Below are 22,599 nucleotides of genomic sequence, written 5' to 3'. Positions count from 1 at the left end.
CGGCCCGAGTCTAACTAACCTCTCGCAGCGCCACGATGGGTTGCCCGCGGTGGTCCAGCACATCCGTCTCTACGCCGTAGACCTCGCGCAAGAGTTCCTCCGTGAGCACCTCCCCCGGCGCGCCGTGAGCGCGTCCCTTGCCGCCGTGAAGCACGACAAGCTGATCGCACATCCGGGCGGCCAGATTGATGTCATGAATCGCCACCAACGCGAGGCTGCCTTCCTCCCGAGCTTTTGCCCGCACGCGGCCCAAGACGAAGAGCTGGCGGTTGAGATCGAGGGCAGAAGTGGGCTCGTCGAGAAGCATGAGCCCAGGGGTCCCCACGAGCATCTGCGCCACGGCGACGAGCTGGCGCTGGCCTCCAGAGAGCTCATTGAGGTAGCGCTGCGCAATCTCATCGAGCCCCATGGAGTGCAGGACCTCGGCTGTGCGGGTGATTGGGTCCTCGCATGCTTCGCGCCGCGCCGCAATCAGCACCGCCTCAAACGCCCGCAGCGCCGCGGTGTGCGGCAGGCCCTGCGGCACGTAGCCAATGAGCTGGCGGCGCCGCTGCCCGCGCGGGGCTTGGCCGTCGACACGAAAATCAACCGTGCCACCCCGCGCGCGGTGCACGCCGGCGAGCGCCTTAATGGTGGTGGTCTTGCCAGACGCGTTCGGCCCCAGCAAGCCCACCACCTGCCCGCCGCGCAGCGTGGGGAGACTCAGCCCGTCTACCACCGTGCGCGAACCATAGCCGGCGGTCAGATCAGCTATGGTGAGTTCTACGTCCACAATGCCCTCCTCCGGGTCATGACGATGGCGATGAAGAACGGCACGCCCAATAGTGAGGTCACGATGCCAATGGGGATGGCCAGCCCGGGCTTAATGACGAGGCTCAGCGCATGGGCGGCACACATCACCGCCGCGCCCGCGGCCATGGATGCCGGCACGAAGTAGCGTTGGTCCTCCCCCACCAGCATGCGCGCGATGTGAGGGCCTACTAGGCCAATAAAGCCGATGATGCCAGCGAAGGCCACGGTGGTGGCCGCGACGAGTGAGACCACGACGAGCACGATCACGCGCAGACGGGAGGTGTTGACACCGAGGGCGGTGGCGCGGGCATCGCCAAGCCGCAGCGCCGTCAGCCGCCACGACAGCGCGCCCAGGATGGGCAGCGCCACTGCAAGCACGCCGGCTAGCACGGCGTTGGCCTGCCAGCTGGCGCGGGTGAGCGAGCCCATGGACCAGAAAACGATCTGCTGGAGAGCCTCGCTGGAAGAACGGTATTGAATGAGCGCCAGCATAGCCTGAAAGAAGAAGACGAGGCCGATGCCGAGCAGCACCATCGTCTCGGACTTCGCGCCGCGGATAACGGCGGCAACGACGATGATGGCCGTGGCGAGCGCCGCCGACAGCCACGCGATGAGCGCAAGGTTAAACTGCGGCTGGGCCAGGAGCTGCCACCGCAGAACGATGGCGCTGGCCCCGCCGAAAGCAGCCGCCGCGGAGATGCCGAGGGTAAAGGGCTCCGCCAGCGGATTATCCAGGATGGTCTGCATTTGCGCGCCAGCCAGTGACAGGCTGGCGCCGATAAGCAGCGCCATGACGGCCATAGGCAGGCGCAGGCTCCACAGGACTGTACGCGTTTGCTTGTCGACGCCTCCCGGATCCACCATCCCCCGCAGCACCTGCCCCGGGGTGAGGTCGATGGCACCAACGATCACGCTAAGGACGAATGCGGCGAGTGCTACGACGATAAGCCCGGCGACGATGGCGATACGGCGGCGGGTCACGCGGGAGTGCTCGCGTGCGAGGGCCTCCACGGGAAGCACCGCGGTTTCTGCGCGCGTGGTCCGTTCAGGGCTTGCCGAGCGCGCGGTTGAGGGGAGAATGCTCATGACTAGTTGGTACTGAAGAAGGTTCCGTCGCCGGGGACGGGCGAGTATTTCTCTTGGGCTTCTGCCCATTCTTGCTGCACGTTGACGTCTGCGTAATCCTCCGGGTGGAGCCACGCGGCGATCTGGAGGAGTGCTAGGTAGTTGAAGGGCGAGTTGTAGAACTGGTGCCACAGGCCGTGGAGGTTGTGCCCCTTGACGGCGGAGAGGTCCTCAAAACCAGGTTGGACGCCGGCCAACGTGGCAGCGCTGTCGTGGGCATCCTTATCGCTGATGCCATAGCCGACGGCAGCGAATCCGGTGTGCCCTTTTGCGTTATCAGCCTTGGCGGACCAGTCGCCGCCGGTAGCAATGATCATGTCGGGATCAGCATCGATGACCTTCTCCGGGGTCAGTGCGCCAGACTCGCCCTCGATGATGCCATCTGCCACGTTCTTTCCGCCGGCGACATTGACCAGTTCAGAAATGTTGGAGTCGTTCCACGAGCCGCAGCAATCTGAGATACCTGCTGCACGCCACACGAAGGTGGACGGCTTATCCTGCGCCTTCTTTGCGCGCTCAGTTACCAGGTCAACGTTCTTTTGCCAGTCTGCGATGAACTCCTCCGCGCGGTCCTCGTGGCCGAAGATATCGGCGAAGATTTCCATGGTGGGCACGGTGTTCTCCAAGGGCTTGGAACGGAAGTCTGTGACGGCATAGGTCAGGCCGGCCTGGTCCAGCTTGTCGGTGAGCCCGGCGGTCTGGGAGGCCTCATACTGATCCTTGGAGAGCACGATGAGGTCCGGGTCGAGGCTGATGAGCTCCTCCACGGTGACATCACCCTTGGTGAAGCCGCCGATTTCCGGCAGCTCGTTGACTTTGGGCGTGGTCTTTTCCAGCTCGCGGTAGTAGTCGGGCACATTCTGCTTCAGGTCCGATCCGATGGCCACGACCTTGTCCAGCGGGTCTTCCTTGTTGAGGATGCCGGTGGCAAAGACACTGCGGCCCTCTCCCAGGATGACGCGTTCCGGCGCGTGGTCCAGCTCCACCTGGCGGCCGGCAAGGTCTGTGAAACTCACAGCAGCAGTCCCGGCCTGCTCGCTGCCAGCACCGGCATTGTCGGCGGCACAGCCCGCCAGCGCGCCGGCCAGCGCCGCCACCATGGCGCACGCCCCTACTACTCGCCCGGTGCGTGGACGGGATGCCTGACCTGCAGGCGTCGATACGTGAAGCACAATTTCTCCTTCAAACTTTCGTCTTGCGGTCTGTCCGGAGGTTCATACTACACAGTCAGGTAAGGCTACCCAAAGCTGTCATAGGGTAGGCAATACTCTTTCTAATTTATGCGGAGCGTAAAAAGGCCCCACCCCAGGCATTCCCCAAGGCAGGGCCTCTCTGCGCGCAGTCGCGCCCACTGGCGCGCGCCCGCGCTAGCGACGCTCAGCGAGCAGGCGCTGCAGCTCCTTGATATCGGACTTACGGCGCTTGGAGCGGAAGACGGAAAAAGCGATGAGGCCTACGACGGCCGCGCCAACGCCGGCGAGCGCCATCTGCACATTGCGCTCCTGCAGCTTCTGGGTTGCCGCGCCCTTAGCATCCTCGACGAAGTTCTGCGGCTTGCTGCGATCAGCGAGCTCATCCAAGGTACTAGCCAGCTGACGGCGGGTGCGCTCGATGTCGCGCTGGATATCATCAATGTTGCGTGCCACGTGAATCTCCTGAATTTTGACTTCGTTCGGTGTTGTTGCGGTTAGCTTCTATCTAACCGTTGTGGTTCTAACGTGGACATTCTACATTGACCACCAGCTCCCCTGCAGAGTTGGCCAAGTTTTGTCTCAGCTGTGCTGCGGCGAGCGAACTGAGATTCACCAAAGAGTCCTAAGGGAGAGCACGGTAGGCTATACACCATGACTGAAGCACAACGACTGTCCGTGGGTGACAAAGCCCCCGCTTTTTCCCTCAGCGATGATGCCGGCAACACCGTAAGCCTGAGCGACTATGCCGGCCAGCGCGTCGTGGTTTACTTCTACCCGCGCGCCAACACCCCTGGCTGCACGAAGGAAGCCTGCGACTTCCGCGATAGCCTAGAGCAGCTCAATGGCATGAACATCGCCGTGGTGGGCATCTCCCCCGACAAGCCCGAGGCCTTGGCTAAGTTCCGTGAGGACCACGAGCTGAACTTCCCGCTGCTCTCTGACCCCGATAAGGAGGTCATGACTGCGTACGGCGCTTTCGGCGAGAAGAAGAACTACGGCAAGATCGTCCAGGGTGTTATCCGCTCTACCTTCCTCGTCGAGGAAGACGGCACGATCGGCCAGGCCATGTACAACGTCAAGGCCACTGGCCACGTCGCCCGCGTGCTCAAGGGGCTCAACTAAACCGTGGAATCTAGCTCGAAGTCACCGGAGATTCTGGTCCCGAGGCGTCGCCCAGCGCAGGCACGCAGCCGGGCCAAGTATGACCGGATTTTGTCCTGCGCGCGTCAGGCGCTCGTGGACTATGGCTTTGAGTCTTTTACCTTCGACGAGGTCTCGCGCCGCGCGGAAGTACCGATCGGCACGCTATATCAGTATTTTGCCAACAAGTACGTACTGATCTGCGAGCTCGACCGCCAAGACACCGCCGCAATGCAGGCGGAGGTTGAGCGTTTTTCCCAACGCGTGCCGGCCCTGCAGTGGCCGGACTTTCTCGAGGAATTCATTGACCGCATGGCTCGCGTCTGGCGCGAGGACCCTTCGCGCCGCGCGGTGTGGCACGCCGTGCAGTCCACGCCAGCTACCCGCGCCACGGCCGCTGATACCGAGCTCAGCCTGCTCAAGCCCATCGCGGAAATCATCGAGCCTCTTGCACAGGGCATGGACGCCGACGCCCGAGTGGAGATCGCCGCCTTCCTCGTCCACACCGTGGTGTCCTTGCTCAACTACAGCACCATGCGCTCCGAGGAGAGCTTCGATGGCGTGGTGGAAGAGATTAAGCGCATGCTCATCGCCTACCTCTTCGCCATCGCGACCAGCGCCTAGGTCATGGCGTGGGTTATGGCGTGTGCCGCGAAAGGTGCACGGTAGCGGTGGCGTAGTCACCATCGTGGCTGATCGACAACGCCGTAGAAAAATCCCCCAGGGATTCCCGCGCGAGCCGGGCAATCTCCCCGCGCAGTTCAACTGCCACGCGCCCCCACGCATCCGGGCGGACCTCAATCTCGGCCCAGTCCACGGCCTCCTCCGCCAGGACCGGCGGGCGCCCGTAGAGCGCTTGCGACCACGCCTTGATGAAGGCCTCCTTCGCTGCCCAGCGCCCCGCGAAGTGCTGCGCGCGGGCAGCACCGATTAGCCCACGAGCCTGCGCCACGCGCAGCTCGGAGGCGCTGAAGACCCGCGCAAAACGTGTACCGGGAAGCGCCAATTGCTGGGCAAAGGACGGAATGTGCACCAAGTCGGTGCCCACGCTCACGCCACTCATAGTCATGCAGACCAGCTTAGTTGCGCCAACCGTGGTTTAGCGCGCCAGCTCCTGCTTGAGCTCCTCCAATTCGTCGCCGCCGGCCATCCACTGGGTCAGCTCCGGCAGCGTGACCTCCTCCTTGGAAGCGTCGAGAGACATCTGCCCCACCGTGAGCACGATGAAGTGATCGCCCACGAGGTAGGCGTGTTGCGGGTTGTGCGTAATAAACACCACGCCCATGCCGCGTTCGCGGGCGGCGTCGATAAAGCGCAGCACCATGCCTGATTGCTTCACGCCGAGCGCGGCGGTGGGCTCATCCAGGATGATGTAGCGCGCGCCGAAGTAGATGGCGCGGGCAATGGCGACCACCTGGCGCTGGCCGCCGGAGAGAGCTGAGAGTTCCACGGAGACGTCGCCAAGCTCAATGCCCATCTCGGCCAGCTGGTCATGCGTAATCCGCTTCATTTCTTCTTCACGCAAGCTCCCCAGCGCCCCGGTGAGCTCCTGACCCAAGAAAAAGTTGCGCCACACCGACAGCGAAGGCACCAGCGCCAAATCCTGGTACACGGTAGCTATACCAGCATCGAGGGAATCGCGCGGGCTGGTGAAATTCACCTCTTCCCCATCGACGGTGATGGTGCCGCCGGTGGGCTGGTTGAGGCCGGCGAGGATCTTGATCAGCGTGGATTTGCCCGCGCCATTATCACCCAGAACGCAGGTCACTGCGCCTTCCTTGACGCGGAGGTTGATACCGCGCAGGGCGTGGAAGTTGCCGAAGGTTTGGGAAATATCGTGCAGCTCAATCATGGTTATCGCTTCCTCGTAAAGTTGGCCACCGAGGTGTTCGTGAGCACAGCAAAGAGCAGCATCGCGCCGAGGAAGAACTTGAACCAGTCGGGGTTCCAGCCGGCGTACACGATGCCCTGGTTGGTCATGCCGAAAATAAGCGCGCCGATGGCGGTGCCCACCGCGGTACCGCGCCCACCGGTCATGGAGCAGCCTCCAATGACCGCAGCGATGATGTAGAGGAACTCGTTACCAATGCCTTGGCCGGCCTGGATGGAGTCGAAGGCAAAAAGGGTATGCATGCCCACGAACCACGCTGCAAATCCGACGAGCATGAACAGCGCCACCTTGACGCGGCGCACGGGAACGCCGACGGCGCGGGCGGCTTCATCGTCGCCACCAACGGCGAAGATCCAATTTCCCCAGCGCGTCTTGTAGAGCACCCACGAGGCAATAGCGACGAAGAGGATCCACCAGATGACGGTAGCGCGGATGCTCAAGCTGCCGATGTGGATAGTGCCGGCAAAAATGACGCGAGCAGAGCCGAAGCCCTCCATGTCCGAGATAATCGGGGTTGCTACCTGGCCGGTGACCAGCTTGGTAATCGCCAGGTTGAGACCCTGCAGCATGAGGAAGGCCGCCAGGGTGATGAGGAAGGAGTCAATCTTGGTGCGCACCACAAGGAAGCCGTTGAGCGCACCGATGGTCAGTGCGGTGATGAGGGACAGCCCCACGCCCACCCACGAGTTTAGGTGGAAGTTGTAGTTGAGCATGGTGGCCACGAGCGCCGCGGAGGTCACCGCCACGCCCGAGGACAAATCAAACTCGTTACCAATCATGAGCAGGCCCACCGCCAGGGCCACGATACCCAGCGTGGAACTGGCGTAGAGCACCGTGGAGAAGGCCTCCACCGAGCGGAAGGCGGGCGCCACAATCATAAAGAGGACGAAGATGACCACAGCACCGAGCAGGCTGGCCAACTCTGGGCGGCGGATGAGGCGCGCGAAACCGCTGCGACGGGTCAGGCGCGTATCGGCGGGGCTAGATAGAGCCTCGTCTGATGCAGTAGCGGTTTCGCTCATCGCAGACCTGCCTTAGCGGATTCGGAGATGATGTCCACGTTGGTGGAATCCACGAAGGAGGGACCGGTGTACACGGGGCGGCCGCCGCCCATCGTGGAACCGTTGCGGTGCGCCAACCACAGCGAGTCGACGGCGAGGTAGCCCTGCATATAAGGCTGCTGATCGACGGCCCACTCTATGCGGTTGTCCGCGATGGCGTCGACAAGCTCGGCGTTGGTGTCGAAAGTGGAGACCTTGGCCTGGGAGGAGGCGTCGGCAACCGCGTCGGCGGAGCGCATGGCCACGGAGGCCTGCAGCGCCATGATCCAATCGATGGAAGGATCCTGGCTCAGCTTCGCGTTAATGGTGGACTGCGCGGAGGTCAGATCCTTGCCGTTGACGTAGAGGATCTCCACCTTGCCGTTGTCCAGGCCGTCCTTCACGCCGGCGCAGCGCGACTCCTGTGAAGAGTTGCCCTGCTCGTGGATGACGCACAGAACGTGCTTGGCGCCATCGTCCTTGAGGCGCTCACCGGCCTTGGTACCGGCCACCTTTTCCTCTTGGCCGAAGAAGGCGCTCATTCCATACTTCTGATAATCATCCATGCCGGCGTTAAGCCCCACGGTGGGGATGCCGGCATCCGCGGCCTTCTTGGCTACCGGCCCGATCGCCGCAGAGTTGGGCATGGTTACGGCAATGCCGTCCACACCGGAGTCAATGGCGGACTGCACCAAGTTAGCCTGGTTGGGCGCTTCCGGGTCGGAGGAGTAGCGCAGCTCGATGTTGTCCTTGCGGGCGGCATCCTCCGCACCTTTGCGCACGAGGTCCCAGTACGTATCTCCCGGCGCGCCGTGGGAAATCATGGCGACGACAAGACGCTCAGTGTCGACGCCACCGGCTAGCTCGCCGTCCGCTTCGGGGCGGGGCGCACCACCGGTGGCGGAGCAGGCGGCAAGAAGGGTGGCAGCGGCTACCGAAATAAGGCCTAGTAGTGGCTTCTTAGCTTTATTCACCCTTGCATGGTGCCCCAGATTGGGGGACTTCTCCAACCCGTCTGACCTGCTTCTTTATCGTTCCAGAGGGTGCACGCTGGGGATACTCTAGCGCCCGCTACCCCCGTTGTGTTGTGTTTCCTCCCTCCGGATCCAGGGTGCCTCCGCGCAAGCGCGCGGACTCGCTCAGCAACGCTGCGGCCTCTCTTTCGGTCACCTCGGTAGCTGGGCCCGAGCCGAGGTTGCGGTTCACCGGCCTCTCGTACAGCGCTGCTCCACCTCGCATGGCATCTTCTAGGCGCCGCAGACCACGCCGCTCGCGATCGGTAGCGGCTGCCCGCCAGGCTTCGGCCACGCCCCCACCCTGCTCCCGAGCCAACGCAGCAAAGAAAGCACCCGGGTGGACCAGCGCGATGAGGGCGGAAACATGCCCGAAGCCCAGGGAGGTCACCAGGCCCGCCTTCGGCGGGGTGCGGCGAAGGTCCAACGGCTGGCGCAGCCACAGCAGGTGCGAGTGACGGCGCAGCACGGGATCGACGCAATCAAGCGAACGATTCGGCGGGAGAATTCCGCTGCGCAGCACCTGGGACAGCCCCACCAGCTGGAAGGCGGCGGCACCGCCCTTGGCGTGCCCGGTCAGGCTCTTCTGCGAAACCACATAGAGCGGGTTGCCGGGGCTGCGGCCGAGTGCGGCGGCGATGCGCTCGTGCAGGTCCGATTCGTTGGGGTCGTTGGCGTTGGTGGACGTATCGTGCTTCGACACCACCGCAATATCGTCCGCGCCCACGCCGAGGGCCTCCAGCGAGCGGGCCAGGCGGGAATTCGTGCCGCCCCGCGCCGCCGAGAGTGCACCCAGGCCCGGCGCGGGGATGGAGGTGTGCGCGCCGTCGGCGAAGGACTCGGCAAAGCCCACCACGCCAAGGACGGGCAGCCCCATCTGTGCCGCAAAGCTTCCCCGTGCAAGCAGGATGGTTCCGCCGCCTTCGGATTCCACGAAGCCAGCGCGGCGGCGGTCATTAGCACGGGAGAAGAAGCGGTGTTCAATCCCCTTCGACATCATCTCGGCGCTATCGGCGGTGGCCGCCATGTCACCAAAGCCGGTAATGCCCTCGATGGACAGGGCGTCGACGCCGCCGGCCACCACGAAATCGGCCTTGTGCAGGCGCAGCTTGTCGACGCCCTCCTCTACCGACACCGCCGCCGTGGCACAGGCGGCCACCGGGTGCACCATTTGGCCATAGCCGCCGACATAGGACTGCATCACGTGCGCGGCAATGACGTTGGGCAGCGCTTCCTGGAGGATGTCGTTGGGGCGCGGCTGGGCCAAGAGCTTATCGACGTACAGCGAGCGCAACGCCCCCTGGCCCGCCATGCCGGTACCCTGGGTGGAGCTCACGCGCGCCGGGTGGACATGGGCCAAGAGCTCGGCCGGGCTAAAGCCTGCGGAGAGGAAGGCATCCACGGTGCACACCAGGTTCCATAGGGCAAGGCGGTCGAGGTTATCCACCATGTCCGCGGGAATGCCGTAGACCTGCGGGTCGAAGCCCTGCGGTATCTGGCCGCCCACAAAGCGGGTCATGGCCACGCGCCGCGGAACCCGCACCGACGAGCCTGCGGGCCGGGTGACCTGCCATTCAACCTCACCAGTCGGATCAGTGACGCGACGCAGTGTGGCGCCCTCGCAACTATCGACGAAGCTCCGCGCTGTCGCCTCATCCCCCACGGTGAAGCTCAGCGGCTTCTCCAAGTAGATGGTGGTCAGCTCGGGCGCGAGGTTATCCACCATGGGCAGGTGCGGGCCGAAGTCATCGTGGAAGCGGCGCACACCAATCCCGGCGAGGACCTCGTCGTGGAAGCGCTCGTAGACGTCTTCCTCCGCTAACTCCTCCCCTTCGACTGTCAGCCATCCGGCCGTGCGCTCATCCCAGCTGATGAGCCCGCGGCTCCACGCCAGCTCCAGCACGCCAGCCGCAGAGAGCTCTCCGCCGACCTCCACCTCAAAGCGCGTGCGCGAGGAGCCCAGCGGACCGAGCTCGCCGGCACCGACGATGACCACCATGTCCTCGAGGGACTGCGTCACCCCGCTGAAGTCGGGGCTGGTCCACTCTGCAGGCCTCAGCACATTCGGCAGGGCCTTCGCCGTTCGCGGAGCCTTCTCTTCGCCCGATCTAGCAGCTGCGCTCGATGCATCTGCATCCTCTGACTGTGAATCCCGGGCAAGCGCGGCTAGGTCTAGCTCGGCCTCGGCCAGCCCGCCAGTGAGGTCCACGCTCAGCGGCGCCTGTGCTGCTTCGGCGCGGATGTCGGAAGAGGCGGTGGCGTCGAGAAGCAGCACCGCCATCTCCTTCGCTGAGAAGGTCCGCACGCCGCGGGCCTCTACCTGCTCCACCAGCGGATCGTTGCCGCCCATCAGGCCGGTGCCGCGCACCCAGCCGATGTGGGCGTGCACCAGCGAGGTCCGCGCGCCCCACGTGGACTGCTCTGCGGACCAGCGGTTAACCAAGGCATCGAGGGCCGCCTTGGCCTCGCCGTAGGCGCCATCGCCGCCGAAGCGCCCACGGTTGGGCGAGCCCGGAAGCACCGCGTGCAGCCGGTGGCCCACGTGTGTATCCGCGCCTACGCCAGACAGCGACGCGATGAGCTTTTCTACCGACCACAGCAGCAGACGCATCTGGGACTCCGCCCCTGCCCCGGCATCTGCGAGGGTGCCCGCTACGCGCGGCGCGGCGAAAGGGAAGAGGAGATCCGGCACGTAAGCCGGCTTCAGTTGCACGGACTCACCACCCACGGTGGCGGTGCGCTCTGCGGCAATCCATTCAGCGAGCGCATCCACGTCCGCGAAGGAATTGAGGTTTGCTGGAACCACCCACAGGGCCGCCGCACCGACGGCACGGTTGCGGTAGAGCTCCTTATAAAACTCCAGGCGCTCGTGGTTTAGCTGGGAGGTCGTCGCGATGACGGTTGCGCCCTCCGCGAGCAGCTCGCCGATGAGCTCGGCGGCAATCGAGCCCGGCGAGCCACCCGTCACCACGGCTACCTGGTCAGCGAAGAGCAACCCGTCGGCCGGGGTGCGGGCATCGCGGGCTAAGTCTTCGTAGCCGAAGTGCTCGGCCAGGAGCGCAACCTCCTCGCCGGCGCCCAGCACGTCCAGCTTGGGCTCTGTTTCCCCGGCGGCCGCCGCGCGGGCGATGTCCTCGCGGGCGCTGGCCCAGCGGTCATCGAGAAGCACTGCCTTGCGAGCATCAAAAGCGGGGGCGACGCGCTGCTGCCAGTCGGGGCCCAGCTCCGCGGCAACGAGTTGCTCCAGCTCCGTGTGCGCGGCGCTGTCCCCCTGCTCAGTCGGGGTGGCTTCACGTCCCAGGGCAGCGAGTGCGGCGCGGGCGGAGTCCTTCAGTGCCGTTTCAAGGCGCTCGGTATAGGCGCGCACCGCCTCTGGGTCTACGGTCTCGTGTGGTGTTGCTGCTGCGGCCTTCTGCAGCGAGACTCCTTCGCGCTCACCGGCGGCGCGCACGGCGGCGTCGATCAGCGCGTCGAGCTCAGCCACCGAGGTCACGCCGGTCATGGGTAAGCTAGCCAAGTTCCCGCCGCGCAGCGACGAGCCCTCACGCGTGCCCAGGACCATCTGCACGGTCGCGCGATCGGCCCAGCCCGGGCCCAATCCCCAGGTACTGCTCACGCGTTCGGCCACGTAGCTCGGCTTCTTGCCCGCCGGCCCCGTGAGCCGGGTGAGCGCCTGCGCGACATGCTCCGCGAGGACCTCCCCAAACGTTGCGTAGCCCGGCGCGCGCTGCGCCACGGTCTCCGCCAGCTGCGGGAGAGGCGCATCCGCGGCATTCTCGATGGCGCTGACGCCGAACTCCACGCCGAGGTCAACGAGCAACTGGTTGCGGCGGGAGGATACGCCTTCCACGAGGGTTTCGATGGAATCGGTCGCCGCCATCTGGTCAGGCCGGACCTTGGTCCACAGCCCAATGAGCATCTCCAGGGCCTGGTGCACGCTCAGCGGGAGGTCATCGACGGCGGCCGGCGCTTCCTCACGTGGTGCCTGCACGGTTTCTTCATGGTGTGTGGTGTGCGTTAACTGCTGCGGCTCAGATACTTCCGGTTCCGCTTCGGTGGTCTCCGGCTGTCCAGCCACCTGCGCTGCTGGCTCGGGTGCCGTCTCGGCGTCGTCGGCAAAGACCCGCCCGCGGTCGCGCTCGTAGTTGAGCACCTCGATGTCGGTGCTGCCCGCGTGCTGGGGCAGGCGCAGGGTTTGGCCCAGCATGTTGGTCAGCGTCGGCGCGCTGCCAACGCCGACCTCAATGAAACGCTCCACGCCGAGCTGCCCGAGGATCAGGTCCTGGGTCTCTATCCAACGCACCGGGGAGGCAAACTGCCAAGCCAAAAGCTCGATGAGCAGGGTTCGTCCCAAGCGCGCCGGGCTCGCCATGGCACCATCGAAGTCCGCCAGGATCTCCGCGATGGGCTCCGAGTCCACCACCGCGGCGATGGATTCCACGAACTCGCGGCTTAGCGCGAAGGGCCGTGCCACGAGGTTTGGAATATAGCGCCCCACCAGCGCCTCAAGGTTGACCTCCCGAGGGATGAGGGCGTTAAGGTGCGCGCGGAAATCTGCCACGCCGCCCACTAAGCGGGAGGAATGGAAGGGCACGTCGATACCCGGGATGGGGATGACGGCGCGCTGCCCGGGGGCGCGGTGCTCGGCGTCGCTCGCCAGCGCATCCAGGCCCGTCTTCGTGCCGGCGACCGCGTATTGGCGCCCGGCGATGTTGTGGTTGACCACCTCGAGGAACTCGCCGGTCTCTGCGGCCACACGGGCGACATGGGCGAAGGCCTCGCCCGCGCTCATCCCCATCTTGTGCGGGCGCAGCGCCGCCAAACCGTAGAGGGACTGACCCGCGGAATCGCGCTCGACCAGACGGTGCATGGTCAGCCCGCGAACATAAACGATGTCCAGGACCGCCTCCAAGGACAGGGCCTCGGCATAGGCGGCCAGGGCGTTGTACTCGCCCACCGAGTGTCCAGCGAAGAAGGCACAACTTTCAAGGACCTCGGATTCTTTAAGCGCTGCAATCTGTGCGCAGCCCAGTGTGGCCATGGCCACCTGCGTGAACTGCGTCAGGTAGAGCACGCCGTCCGGGTGCGTGAAGGTCTCACCATCCACCACCACGGTGTCGGGGTTGTGGCGGACAATCTCCAGAATGGAAAAGCCCAAGCTCTGCCGCGTGTGCTTGTCCGCGCGCTCCCACACCGCGCGCGCCGCTGCGGATTCCGCATAGTCCTTCATCCCCATCCCCGGGGACTGGATGCCCTGGCCGGGGAAGGCATAGAAGGTAGTGGGGCTGCTCATCGTCGCTCGCGCCTGCAGCACCGGAACGCCCTGGCTGGTGGCGGTCACGCTGCGGATCTCGCCGTAGCCGCTGCGCTTGTCGACACCCACCCGTTCCACCTCGAACTCCACCTCACTGCCCGGCAGCGCGGGCGCAAGCCAGGTAGCGGACCACTCGAGAACGCGAGCGCCGTCGAAAGCCGCGGCTGCTTGCGCCAGCGCCGAGGTCCACATGCCGTGGACGATGGGGCCTTCACGGTGCCCCGCCAGTGCCGCCGCGTTCGATGACAAGTGGATGGGGTTCCTATCCCCTGTCACCACGGCAAAGGGCCGCAATTCTTCCGGTGCCACTGCGGTGGTGCGGTAGCGGAAGGAGCGCGGCGTCTCCCGGAAGGACGGCTCTGCTGTCTCTGTCCCGTTTTCTTGTGCACCATTAGTTGTGACGCGCGCGAGCTCGAGCGGGGCATCGCCGCGCCGCCCGGTAATAAGGAAGCGCTCGTGCAACTGCGCAAATTCGCGCTCGCCGCCGCCTACCGCGGCGGCGACAGCAACGCTCACGTCGATGAGGCGCCCCGAGGGCGTATCGCGAACGTCTTTCAGTGCTGCGGTGTAGTTCAGTGCCAAGGGCTCGCAGCCCAGGGCGACGCTGCTGCGAAGCAGCTCCCAGGTGTCTGACTTGAGGCTCAGCGAATGCTCAAGGTGGACGAGGCCAAGGAAGCCCTCCACCACCGGTTCCCCCGACTCAGTGTGGGCACTGGCCAGGACGGCGAAGAGTGCCGGCCAGGCGGGGCCGACGAGAACATCGGGCGAGACATCAGGGCTCATTTCCCCGCTCGTCACCGCACCATACTGGGCAATGTCGGTGGCGCTGAGGTGAGCGCTGATTGTTGCGATCCCGGAATCAACCTCAGGTAGGTCACCGCCGAGGGCCTGGCGCAGCAGATCCCGCATGGCGGATTCAGCATCCTCGACCTTAACGAGTGGTGAGGCACCCGGAACGCGCGGCGGAGTGATGCGAACGCGCAGCTCAGCTCCGGAGTGAAAAGGAACGGTCAACCACATGGTGCCGTCGACCGCAGTGTCCAGCTCGGCCCCATCAAGTCCAAGACGCAGGGGGTTGGGCTGCTCGCGCCCCGCCCAATTTAGGCCCGGGGCTCGGCGGATGAGCTCTTCATTACTTAAGACAGGCTCCTCGCTGGAGTCGTCGAGAAGCGCAAGCGCCGCCTGCTCGAAGCGGCCTAGTATCTGTGCCACCGGTTCGTTGGCCTGCTCGATTCCCTCAACAGCCGCCGTGCCGGGGATGATGCAGACCTCATCGGCCTCGTAGTGCTCATCGTGCGCCTGCCACAAGGTGTCGCGGCGCCAGCGGCGGCGTACCTCGGAATCGATAACCGGCACAAAGTTTGCGGGTTTGCCCGGACCGTCCACGAGTTGAATGAACCACGCGGCATCGGTCGGGTGCAGCTCGGCGTCACCGTAGAGTCCGGTTAGCTGAGCAATTGCCTCAACTGGGTTTTCGCGGTCAACCTCAACGCACAGCGCAATCTCGCCGTGATCGGTCGGGTGCAGACGGGCTTCGGCGCGAGCCACCATGCGCGTGAATCGGCTCAACCAGGATTCATCGACCCAGCCGTCCCGGTAGGACAGCTCGAGGTAGCGCTGCAGCCACTCGGAATAGGACATCTCATCGAGGTCGCCGAGGTAGGGCTTGCACGTGCGCCCGATAGCCCCAATGATTTCCGCGCAGCGTGCCTCCACGGCCGCGGCATCGCCGGCCACCTCATCGAGGAGGCGCCCGGCGCGGGCAAAGGAATTGTCTATCTCATGAATGTCCGCGCCCAGGTCCGAGCGGCCCGACACAACATCCCTACTGTGCGCGGCAACGAGCGCCTGTTTTACCGACTCGGATGCGGTGGATTCCTTCGCCGCCATGACAGCGGTGCCCACCATGATGGCATCGACTGGCGCCGCGGGCAGACCGAAGCGCTGCGCCCACGTACCCATCAGGTACTCTGCACCGCGCGCTGGGGTACCAATTCCCCCACCAACAGCGAGGAGAATATTGTCGCGCTCACGGATCCGCGCGTAAGTAGCAACGAGGACGTCATCGAGACCTTCTAAGGAGTGGTGGCCACCGGCCGCGCTGCCTTCCAGCTGCATGATGAGGGTGGTCTCAGTGAGAGCATCGGCGATACAGAGTACCTCCTCCACCTGCGCCGAAGTTCCCGGTTTGAAGGCGACCCACGGGATGTTCGCGGCGTGGAGCTTCTCCACCAGCTCTTTGGCCTCCTCCACAGGCGGAATGCCAGCGGAAATCACCACGCCGTTGATGGGTGCTCCTGCTGCGCGTGCTCGCAGAATCGAGTTCGGCCCCTCGATCTGGCGACGCCACTGGGAAGCCGCAAGGTACAGTGCGTTGAACTGGACGTTCACCCCGGGCTGCAGCAGCCGGCCCAGGTTGTGCAGGTTCTCCTGCAGGATGTCATCGGTGTGCTGTCCTCCGCCGGCCAGCTCCGCCCAGTGCCCGGCATTGGCGGCTGCGGCGACGATGCCTGGTTCCACAGTGGTGGGGGTCATCCCGGGGAGCATGACTGGTGAGTAGCCGGTGGCTCGCGTAAAGGCAGTCACTAGGCGCCCGTTTGCAATGCGCGGGGCCCACTCGGACCACGCGCGGGGCAGAGCCGGTGCGCGACCCGGTTCCGCGAGCTGAGCCAGTCCTTCCGCCGTCCCCACGGCAAGCGTGCCCACGCCGCGTCCAGCAACAATGTCCCGCGTCAACGGCTCCACCCCGCGGGAAGGCCCCACTTCTAATATCCAGCGAGCCCCGGCTTCGAGCGCCGAGTCAATGCGCTCGGTCCAGTCCACGTAATCCGTGAGCACGGCCCGCGCGAGCTGCGCGGAGATTTCTAGGTCAAAGCCGATTCGCTCCGCCCAGCTTTCCACCTGCTCCACCGCAAACTGCATAGTGGGATGGTGGAACGCTGCTGAAACCTCAAGGTCGGTGACAGCGATGGCGGCTGACTCCCCTTCCCTCCCTTCCTTGAGGTCCGAGCTCTCCTGCAGCGTGGTCTTCACTCGGGCGAGCTCAGCCGGTGTTCCAACGATGACGAAGCGCCCACGGCCGTTGTCGAGCCCGATGTGTGCTCCGACTTCGCGCAGTTGCTGTCTCGTCGCGCCCGTCACCGCCGCCATGGGCGCGCCCTGCGGGGTGCGTATAAGCCCAGCGCTGCGCGCGGTAGTCGTCATGGCTGCACCGATGAGGTGTGCCAGCGCCAGGGCCTCCGCTGGTCTCATGCGCTTCTCCACCACCGCTGCGGCGAGTACGCCTTGGGAGTGACCAATGCTGGTGACGGCGTCGTCGAGTTCTACTCCGTGCGCGCGCAAGCATTCGAGTACGGCCAGCTGAGCGGTGAGAATGCCGGGGGTGGAGAGTGCGGCGTCGCCCAGCGCATGTGCCCTCCCTGACTCCTCGTCCGCCCACACCAGTGGCGCAAACCCGTGCGGAGTGGCAGCCAGGAGTTCCTCCTCCAGCGGGGCAAGGAGTCCCTCAGCTTCCGCGAGGTACTCCGTTATTTGTGGTCGGATGCCGGAAGCGAGGGCACTGCGCAGCGTCGGCAGCCAGGCATAGCCTTGCCCGGAGAAAGAGAGTGCGAAGGGCTCGGCGTCTAGGCGCGACGCCAAAGACTGGATGACGCGAAAATCAGACACCTGCGCTACTCCCCCAAAGTGCGCGCAACAAGCTGCGCGGCCTCATCGAGGGAAGGATGCGATGTCGGCTCCGGCATACCGCAAAAGACCTGGCAGGCGTGATCCGGGATGACCTCCGCCGAGCGCGTAAGGCCGCGCTCGGCGAGGTAGTCGTCAAAGAACATATCGATACTCATACCGTGTGCCGATTCTACCTACTAGGATCAATGCGTCATGGCCTCTCGTACCCCGTTCTTCATCGCCGCGCTGCTCAACGCCGCGGTGGCTGTGCTCGTGGCGATCGGCCTGCTCCTTCCCTCCCCGGCTGCTCCCCCAGCGGCGGGGCCGAGTGCTTCCACAACAACAGCGGCGCCCACACAAGAAGCCCCCACAGAAGAACACTCCGACGAAGCCACGCCCCCGCCAGACATTGCGCCGGGCATAGCCGAAGCGCTCGCCGCCCTAGATTCTCTGAAGGTCAAGGGCCGCGCTCCCATGACCGACTATGAGCGTGAGGAATTCGGCCAGGCTTGGTCCGATGACGTCTCGGTGGAGTTTGGCCACAACGGCTGCGATACCCGCAACGATATCCTCCGCAGGGACTTGGATCCGGAGAGCCTCGTGCTCAAGGAAGGCACCCACGACTGTGTGGCGCTCGCCGGCACCTTGCATGATCCTTATTCGGGCCAGGACATTGAGTTTCAGCGCGGGGTGCAGACCTCGAGTGCAGTGCAGATCGATCACGTTGTGGCGCTGGCCGACGCCTGGCAGAAAGGCGCCCAGCAATGGTCACCCGAGAAGCGCCGCAACTTTGCCAATGATCCCCGCAATCTCCTTGCCGTCGATGGTCCTCTCAACCAGCAGAAAGGCGCTGGCGATGCCGCCACGTGGCTGCCGCCCAACAAAGGTTTTCGCTGTGAGTATGCGCGTCGCATCGTCGAGGTAAAAGCAGTCTATGAAATCTGGGTCACGGAGGCAGAAAAAGATGCGCTAAGCCGGCTCCTGCATGCTTGCTGAGCGTTCCTTACCCCTTATCTATTCAGCACAATCCCCCTGCACACTACCCCCAAACTATGCGCATATTATTCACTCCCACCCAGGCAATCAGGCACGATTTGTGAGCCCAAAGAAGCTTTCAGTCCCTGCACCGACACTCCCCTGCTTGCAGATTTCTATAGGCCAATTAATATGTAATTAATACAAAGCTTTCACACGCGGGGAGTACCCCCATGAAACAAAAACAATCATTATTCCTCTCCTGTCTCACATTTCTTTTAATATGTGACACAGCACCTAGCCTGAGGTCTAGGTCACATGAGTGCCGTTAACTCTTATCGGCCGCCATACTCACCGAATCTGCCGAGACAAACCCTGCGAAGGAATAGTGATGTTCAAGTACATCATCAAGAAGACCGCCAGCTGGCTGGTAGTCATCTTCCTCGCGACTAATATCGCGTATCTCCTGGCCGCAACCTTCCTTGATCCCCGATCAAATTATGTCGGCCGCAACCCACCACTCGAGCCGGAAGAAATCGGCCGCATCCTCACTCCGCTCGGACTCAATCCTGAGACCCCGCTTATTGAGCGCTGGTGGGGCTGGCTCTCTAACATTCTCTTCCACTGGGACTGGGGTACCTCCCCTCTCGGCGACCCGGTCAGCGCGCAAATCGCTCACCGCGCGCTCGTCTCGGCGCAGCTGCTGCTCGTCGCCACAATCCTCTCCGTCATCATCGGCGTTGGCCTCGGTGTCTACACCGCTTCCCGCCAATACAAAGCGGCTGACCGCTTCTGGCAGGGTGTTTCCATCATCACGATGAACACCCACGTGGTCGTCGCCTCCATTCTGGTTGTTGCCGGTGGCCTGTGGATCAACCGCGTCACCGGCCACCGCGTGGTTTATGTGACGGGCGCGTCCAGCCTCGGCGTCGAGGGCTTCTTCCCCAAACTTCTGGATATGGCGCAGCACCTCATCCTGCCGTCCATTTCCCTCATCATCATCAGTTACGCCGGGTATCACATGATGCAGCGCACCTTGCTGCTGGATAACCTGAACGCCGATTATGTGCGCACCGCCCGCGCCAAGGGCCTGACCCGTGCGCAGGCTATTCGCAAGCACGCCCTGCGCACCTCCATCATCCCGGTTGCGACCTCCGTGGCCTTCTCCGTTCCCGGTATCTTCACCGGCGCCATCATGACGGAAACCATCTTCGCGTGGAAGGGAATGGGCCAGTACTTCATCGAAACCATCAGCCGCAACGATGTCAACGGCACCACCGCCGTCGCCGCCTTCGGCGCCGTCATGATTGCCTTCTCCGCAATCTTGGCTGACCTCGTCGTCGTAGCCCTCGATCCGCGAGTAAGGGTGAGCTAAATGTCTCCAGAAAAGAAATCCACGTCGCCGCGCTCGGCAGCACGTCAGCCGCAACGCCACCGCCGCAACGATCTCGCTATCGACACCGCCGCGGACAACCTTGGCGTGCGCCCGCATACCGCCACTGCTGACTTTTCACCGCAGACCGAACCCAGCGCACAGTCCGCACTTGGTTCCGGCGTCGATGTCGATGACGCACAGCGCAAGCAGTTCTCCAGCAACGAGTTCCGCGGCACCTCAAAGCTCAAGCTGTACGTTCGCCGCTTCTTCCGCAACAAGTTCGCGGCCGTCGGCCTCGTCATCTTCGTGTTGCTCACCCTGCTGGCCATCTTTGGCAGCCTGCTGACCCCCTGGGGTTTCGATGAGCCGGACTTCTTCAACCTGTCCACCGGACCTTCCTCCGAGCACTGGTTCGGCACGACCGATTCCGGTAACGACCTCTTCGCGCAAACCGTCCACGGCCTGGGCCGCTCGCTCATCATTGCGCTTATCGTGTCGATAGCATCCACGGTGTTGTCCGCTTTCATCGGCGCGGCCGCGGCCATGTACGGAGGCGCGGTGGAAAAGGTCATCCTGGCCGTCATCCACTTCCTGCTGGCAATCCCGACCTTCCTGCTCATCGCTCTGGTGGTCTCCGATTCCGGCGGTGACTGGAAGCTGCTCATCGTGGTGCTCATCGTCTTCGGCTGGATGTACCCGGCGCGTGTCATCTGGGCCATGGCGCTCAGCGTGCGCGAGAACGACTACGTCCGCGCCGCGGACTACATGGGTGTTTCGCGCCTGCGCACCATCTTCCGCCACGTAGTGCCCAACATCGGTTCGCTGCTCATCATCCAAGCGGCCCTGGGCGTGGTGTCCACCATCATGTCGGAGACCGCGCTGTCCTTCTTGGGCTTGGGCGTGAAGCTTCCCGACGTCTCCCTGGGCACCCTCCTGGCCGGCGGCGCCAACGCCGTCGAGGCTTCACCCTGGCTCTTCTACTTCCCTGCAGGCATCCTCACGCTGCTGACCGTCTCCATGGCGTTCATCGCCGACGGTCTGCGCGACGCCATTGACCCCAACTCGAACTCTGGAGGCCGAGCATGACCCCGCAGAATACTGCGCATAACGCCAACGCCGTCCCGGCCAGCCGCGCTACCGATCCCGCCGCGTCCGCCGACCCGGTTCTGTCCGTACGTAATCTGTCCGTCACCTTCCCCTCGGAGGCCGGCTCCGTCCACGCCGTACGTGGCGTTGACTTCGACCTTATGCCGGGCCGCACCCTGGCCATTGTGGGCGAGTCCGGCTCCGGTAAGTCCGTCACCTCAATGGCGGTTATGGGTCTGCTGCCGGATTACGCCAAGGTGGAAGGCTCCGTGGTCTATGCCGGCACCGAGCTCATCGGCAAGTCCGACAAGGAGATGTCGAAGATCCGCGGCAAGGACATCGCCATGATCTTCCAGGACCCGCTCTCCTCCCTGACCCCGGTGTTCTCCATCGGCGACCAGCTCATCGAAGCCATCCAGACCCACCGCGATGTCTCCACGAAGGAGGCGGAGAAGGAGGCCATTCGCCTGCTCGAACTCGTCGGCATTCCGGAGGCGGACAAGCGCGTGAAGTCCTTCCCGCACGAGTTCTCCGGTGGTATGCGTCAGCGCGTGGTCATCGCCATCGCCATGGCGAATAACCCGCGCGTCATCATCGCCGACGAGCCCACCACGGCCCTCGACGTCACCATCCAGGCTCAGATCCTGGAGGTCCTCAAGGTGGCGCAGCGCGAAACCGGCGCCGCGGTCATCATGATTACCCACGACATGGGTGTCGTGGCCGGCACAGCCGACGACGTCCTCGTCATGTACGCCGGTCGCCCGGTGGAGCTGGGCGATGTCGACACCATCTTCAACAACCCCAAGATGCCCTACACCGTGGGTCTTCTCGGGTCGACGCCGCGCGTCGACAAGGCCACCGATGAGCCGCTGACCCCCATAGCGGGTACCCCGCCGCGGCTGATTGAGGTCGCCGCCGAGTGCCCCTTCGCCGACCGTTGCCCAGTGGTGATGGACGAGTGCCGCACCATGGAGCCGGAGCTGCGTGAGCTTGGCGACGGCCCCGGCCACTACGCCTCCTGCCTACGCTCCGATGAAATTGAGGACGGCACGATTGGCGGCGAGCGCATGTACCCACTACCGAAGATTTCCGCCGATACCTTGGGCGATACGCCCTACGACCAGCGCCCCGTCACCTTGGAGGTCAAGAACCTGGTCAAGGACTTCCCGCTCATCAAGGGAGCGATTCTCAAGCGCCGCGTCGGCACCGTCCATGCGGTCAAGAACGTCAGCTTCGACGTGCACCAGGGCGAGTGCTTCGCCATCGTGGGTGAGTCCGGTTCCGGCAAGACCACCACCCTGCTGGAGATCATGGACCTCAACCCTCCAGAGGGCTCCACCATCGTGGTCAACGGCACCAACACCTCCGGCTTGAGTGCGTCGGCACGCCGCAAGCTGCGCAAGGACATCCAGATCGTCTTCCAGGATCCAATGAGCTCGCTCAACCCGCGCATGACCATCCGTGAGATCATCGCTGAGCCGCTGGAATCGCTGGGGTACGAGGGGGACGTCGGCCAGCGCGTGGGTGAGCTGATGAAACTCGTCGGCCTCGAATCCCACCAGGTGGACCGCTTCCCCGGACACTTCTCTGGCGGACAGCGCCAGCGCATCGGCCTGGCCCGCGCGCTCGCCACCAACCCCTCCATCGTGGTGCTCGACGAGCCCGTCTCCGCCCTCGACGTCTCCATCCAGGCCGGCATCATCAACCTGCTGCACGACCTGAAGAACCGCCTCGGTATTTCCCTGGTGTTCGTCGCCCACGACCTCTCCGTGGTGCGCCACCTTTCTGACAAGGTCGCCGTGATGTACAAGGGCGACTTCGTGGAATACGGCCCCACGGACGAGGTCTTCGACAACCCCAAACACGCCTATACCCGCGCGCTGCTCTCCGCCATCCCGGTGCCGGATCCAGCCGTGGAACGTGACCGGGTGCGCGAGATTTACCAGCCCGCCGAAACCCCGGCTTAGCAAGACTTATAACTAAATACTC

The 22,599-nt window shown here is 64.2% G+C and carries 16 protein-coding genes; 6 read left to right on the top strand and 10 right to left on the bottom strand.

Annotation, left to right across the window (positions count from 1 at the left end):
- Window positions 1-10: 10 nt before the first annotated feature.
- The 4 genes from HMPREF3056_RS10300 to HMPREF3056_RS10285 form a co-directional block, all read right to left on the bottom strand.
- On the bottom strand, window positions 11-772 hold the full coding sequence (locus tag HMPREF3056_RS10300; RefSeq protein WP_046647345.1) for an ABC transporter ATP-binding protein: 762 nt from the start codon (window positions 770-772) through the stop codon (window positions 11-13).
- Window positions 763-1,878 (bottom strand): FecCD family ABC transporter permease, encoded by a 1,116-nt coding sequence (locus HMPREF3056_RS10295; protein ID WP_246822510.1) that lies wholly within the window; start codon window positions 1,876-1,878, stop codon window positions 763-765. The genes HMPREF3056_RS10300 and HMPREF3056_RS10295 overlap by 10 nt, the downstream gene beginning before the upstream one ends.
- Before the next feature lie 2 nt (window positions 1,879-1,880).
- Window positions 1,881-3,017, bottom strand: a complete 1,137-nt coding sequence (locus tag HMPREF3056_RS10290; protein WP_070754699.1) for an ABC transporter substrate-binding protein — start codon at window positions 3,015-3,017, stop codon at window positions 1,881-1,883.
- A gap of 267 nt (window positions 3,018-3,284) precedes the next feature.
- On the bottom strand, window positions 3,285-3,563 hold the full coding sequence (locus tag HMPREF3056_RS10285; protein WP_010191207.1) for a DUF3618 domain-containing protein: 279 nt from the start codon (window positions 3,561-3,563) through the stop codon (window positions 3,285-3,287).
- 198 nt (window positions 3,564-3,761) lie between these two features.
- Between HMPREF3056_RS10285 and bcp the strand changes: the two genes are divergently transcribed.
- Window positions 3,762-4,232 carry a thioredoxin-dependent thiol peroxidase gene (gene bcp / locus HMPREF3056_RS10280; RefSeq protein ID WP_046647348.1) on the top strand — a complete coding sequence of 157 codons (471 nt, stop codon included), beginning with the start codon at window positions 3,762-3,764 and terminating at the stop codon, window positions 4,230-4,232.
- Between the two features lie 3 nt (window positions 4,233-4,235).
- Window positions 4,236-4,874, top strand: a complete 639-nt coding sequence (locus HMPREF3056_RS10275; protein WP_070645945.1) for a TetR family transcriptional regulator — start codon at window positions 4,236-4,238, stop codon at window positions 4,872-4,874.
- A 13-nt stretch (window positions 4,875-4,887) separates the two neighbouring features.
- On the opposite strand, the gene HMPREF3056_RS10270 is transcribed toward HMPREF3056_RS10275, so the two are convergent.
- From HMPREF3056_RS10270 to HMPREF3056_RS13545, 6 genes are all read right to left on the bottom strand, one after another.
- A complete protein-coding gene (locus HMPREF3056_RS10270; protein WP_070730030.1) occupies window positions 4,888-5,313 on the bottom strand; it encodes a holo-ACP synthase AcpS in 426 nt (141 codons plus the stop codon).
- A 36-nt stretch (window positions 5,314-5,349) separates the two neighbouring features.
- Window positions 5,350-6,102, bottom strand: coding sequence for an ATP-binding cassette domain-containing protein (locus HMPREF3056_RS10265; protein WP_070516075.1), 753 nt, complete (start codon window positions 6,100-6,102; stop codon window positions 5,350-5,352).
- 2 nt (window positions 6,103-6,104) lie between these two features.
- The gene (locus HMPREF3056_RS10260; protein WP_070680926.1) at window positions 6,105-7,163 is read right to left on the bottom strand and encodes an ABC transporter permease; all 1,059 of its coding nucleotides are present in this window, start codon (window positions 7,161-7,163) and stop codon (window positions 6,105-6,107) included.
- Entirely contained in the window at window positions 7,160-8,155 is a 996-nt protein-coding gene (locus HMPREF3056_RS10255; RefSeq protein ID WP_070680928.1) for a substrate-binding domain-containing protein, read from the bottom strand. The genes HMPREF3056_RS10260 and HMPREF3056_RS10255 overlap by 4 nt, the downstream gene beginning before the upstream one ends.
- A 97-nt stretch (window positions 8,156-8,252) precedes the next feature.
- The gene (locus HMPREF3056_RS10250) at window positions 8,253-17,174 is read right to left on the bottom strand and encodes a type I polyketide synthase (RefSeq protein ID WP_070754698.1); all 8,922 of its coding nucleotides are present in this window, start codon (window positions 17,172-17,174) and stop codon (window positions 8,253-8,255) included.
- A 5-nt stretch (window positions 17,175-17,179) separates the two neighbouring features.
- Entirely contained in the window at window positions 17,180-17,350 is a 171-nt protein-coding gene (locus tag HMPREF3056_RS13545; RefSeq protein ID WP_168163154.1) for a hypothetical protein, read from the bottom strand.
- 37 nt (window positions 17,351-17,387) lie between these two features.
- On the opposite strand from HMPREF3056_RS13545, the gene HMPREF3056_RS10245 reads away from it, so the two are divergent.
- From HMPREF3056_RS10245 to HMPREF3056_RS10230, 4 genes are all read left to right on the top strand, one after another.
- A complete protein-coding gene (locus HMPREF3056_RS10245; protein WP_070546618.1) occupies window positions 17,388-18,170 on the top strand; it encodes an HNH endonuclease family protein in 783 nt (260 codons plus the stop codon).
- A gap of 370 nt (window positions 18,171-18,540) precedes the next feature.
- On the top strand, window positions 18,541-19,524 hold the full coding sequence (locus HMPREF3056_RS10240; protein WP_049155780.1) for an ABC transporter permease: 984 nt from the start codon (window positions 18,541-18,543) through the stop codon (window positions 19,522-19,524).
- Window positions 19,525-20,610: an ABC transporter permease gene (locus HMPREF3056_RS10235; protein WP_070509741.1), complete on the top strand. Its 1,086-nt coding sequence runs from the start codon at window positions 19,525-19,527 to the stop codon at window positions 20,608-20,610.
- On the top strand, window positions 20,607-22,577 hold the full coding sequence (locus HMPREF3056_RS10230; protein ID WP_070754697.1) for an ABC transporter ATP-binding protein: 1,971 nt from the start codon (window positions 20,607-20,609) through the stop codon (window positions 22,575-22,577). The genes HMPREF3056_RS10235 and HMPREF3056_RS10230 overlap by 4 nt, the downstream gene beginning before the upstream one ends.
- Window positions 22,578-22,599 lie beyond the last annotated feature (22 nt).

Source organism: Corynebacterium sp. HMSC056F09 (assembly GCF_001815785.1).
GTDB classification, from domain to species: Bacteria; Actinomycetota; Actinomycetes; order Mycobacteriales; family Mycobacteriaceae; genus Corynebacterium; species Corynebacterium hiratae.
The sequence above is the reverse complement of the archived record's forward strand: the minus strand, read 5'-3'. Positions and strand labels throughout refer to the sequence as shown.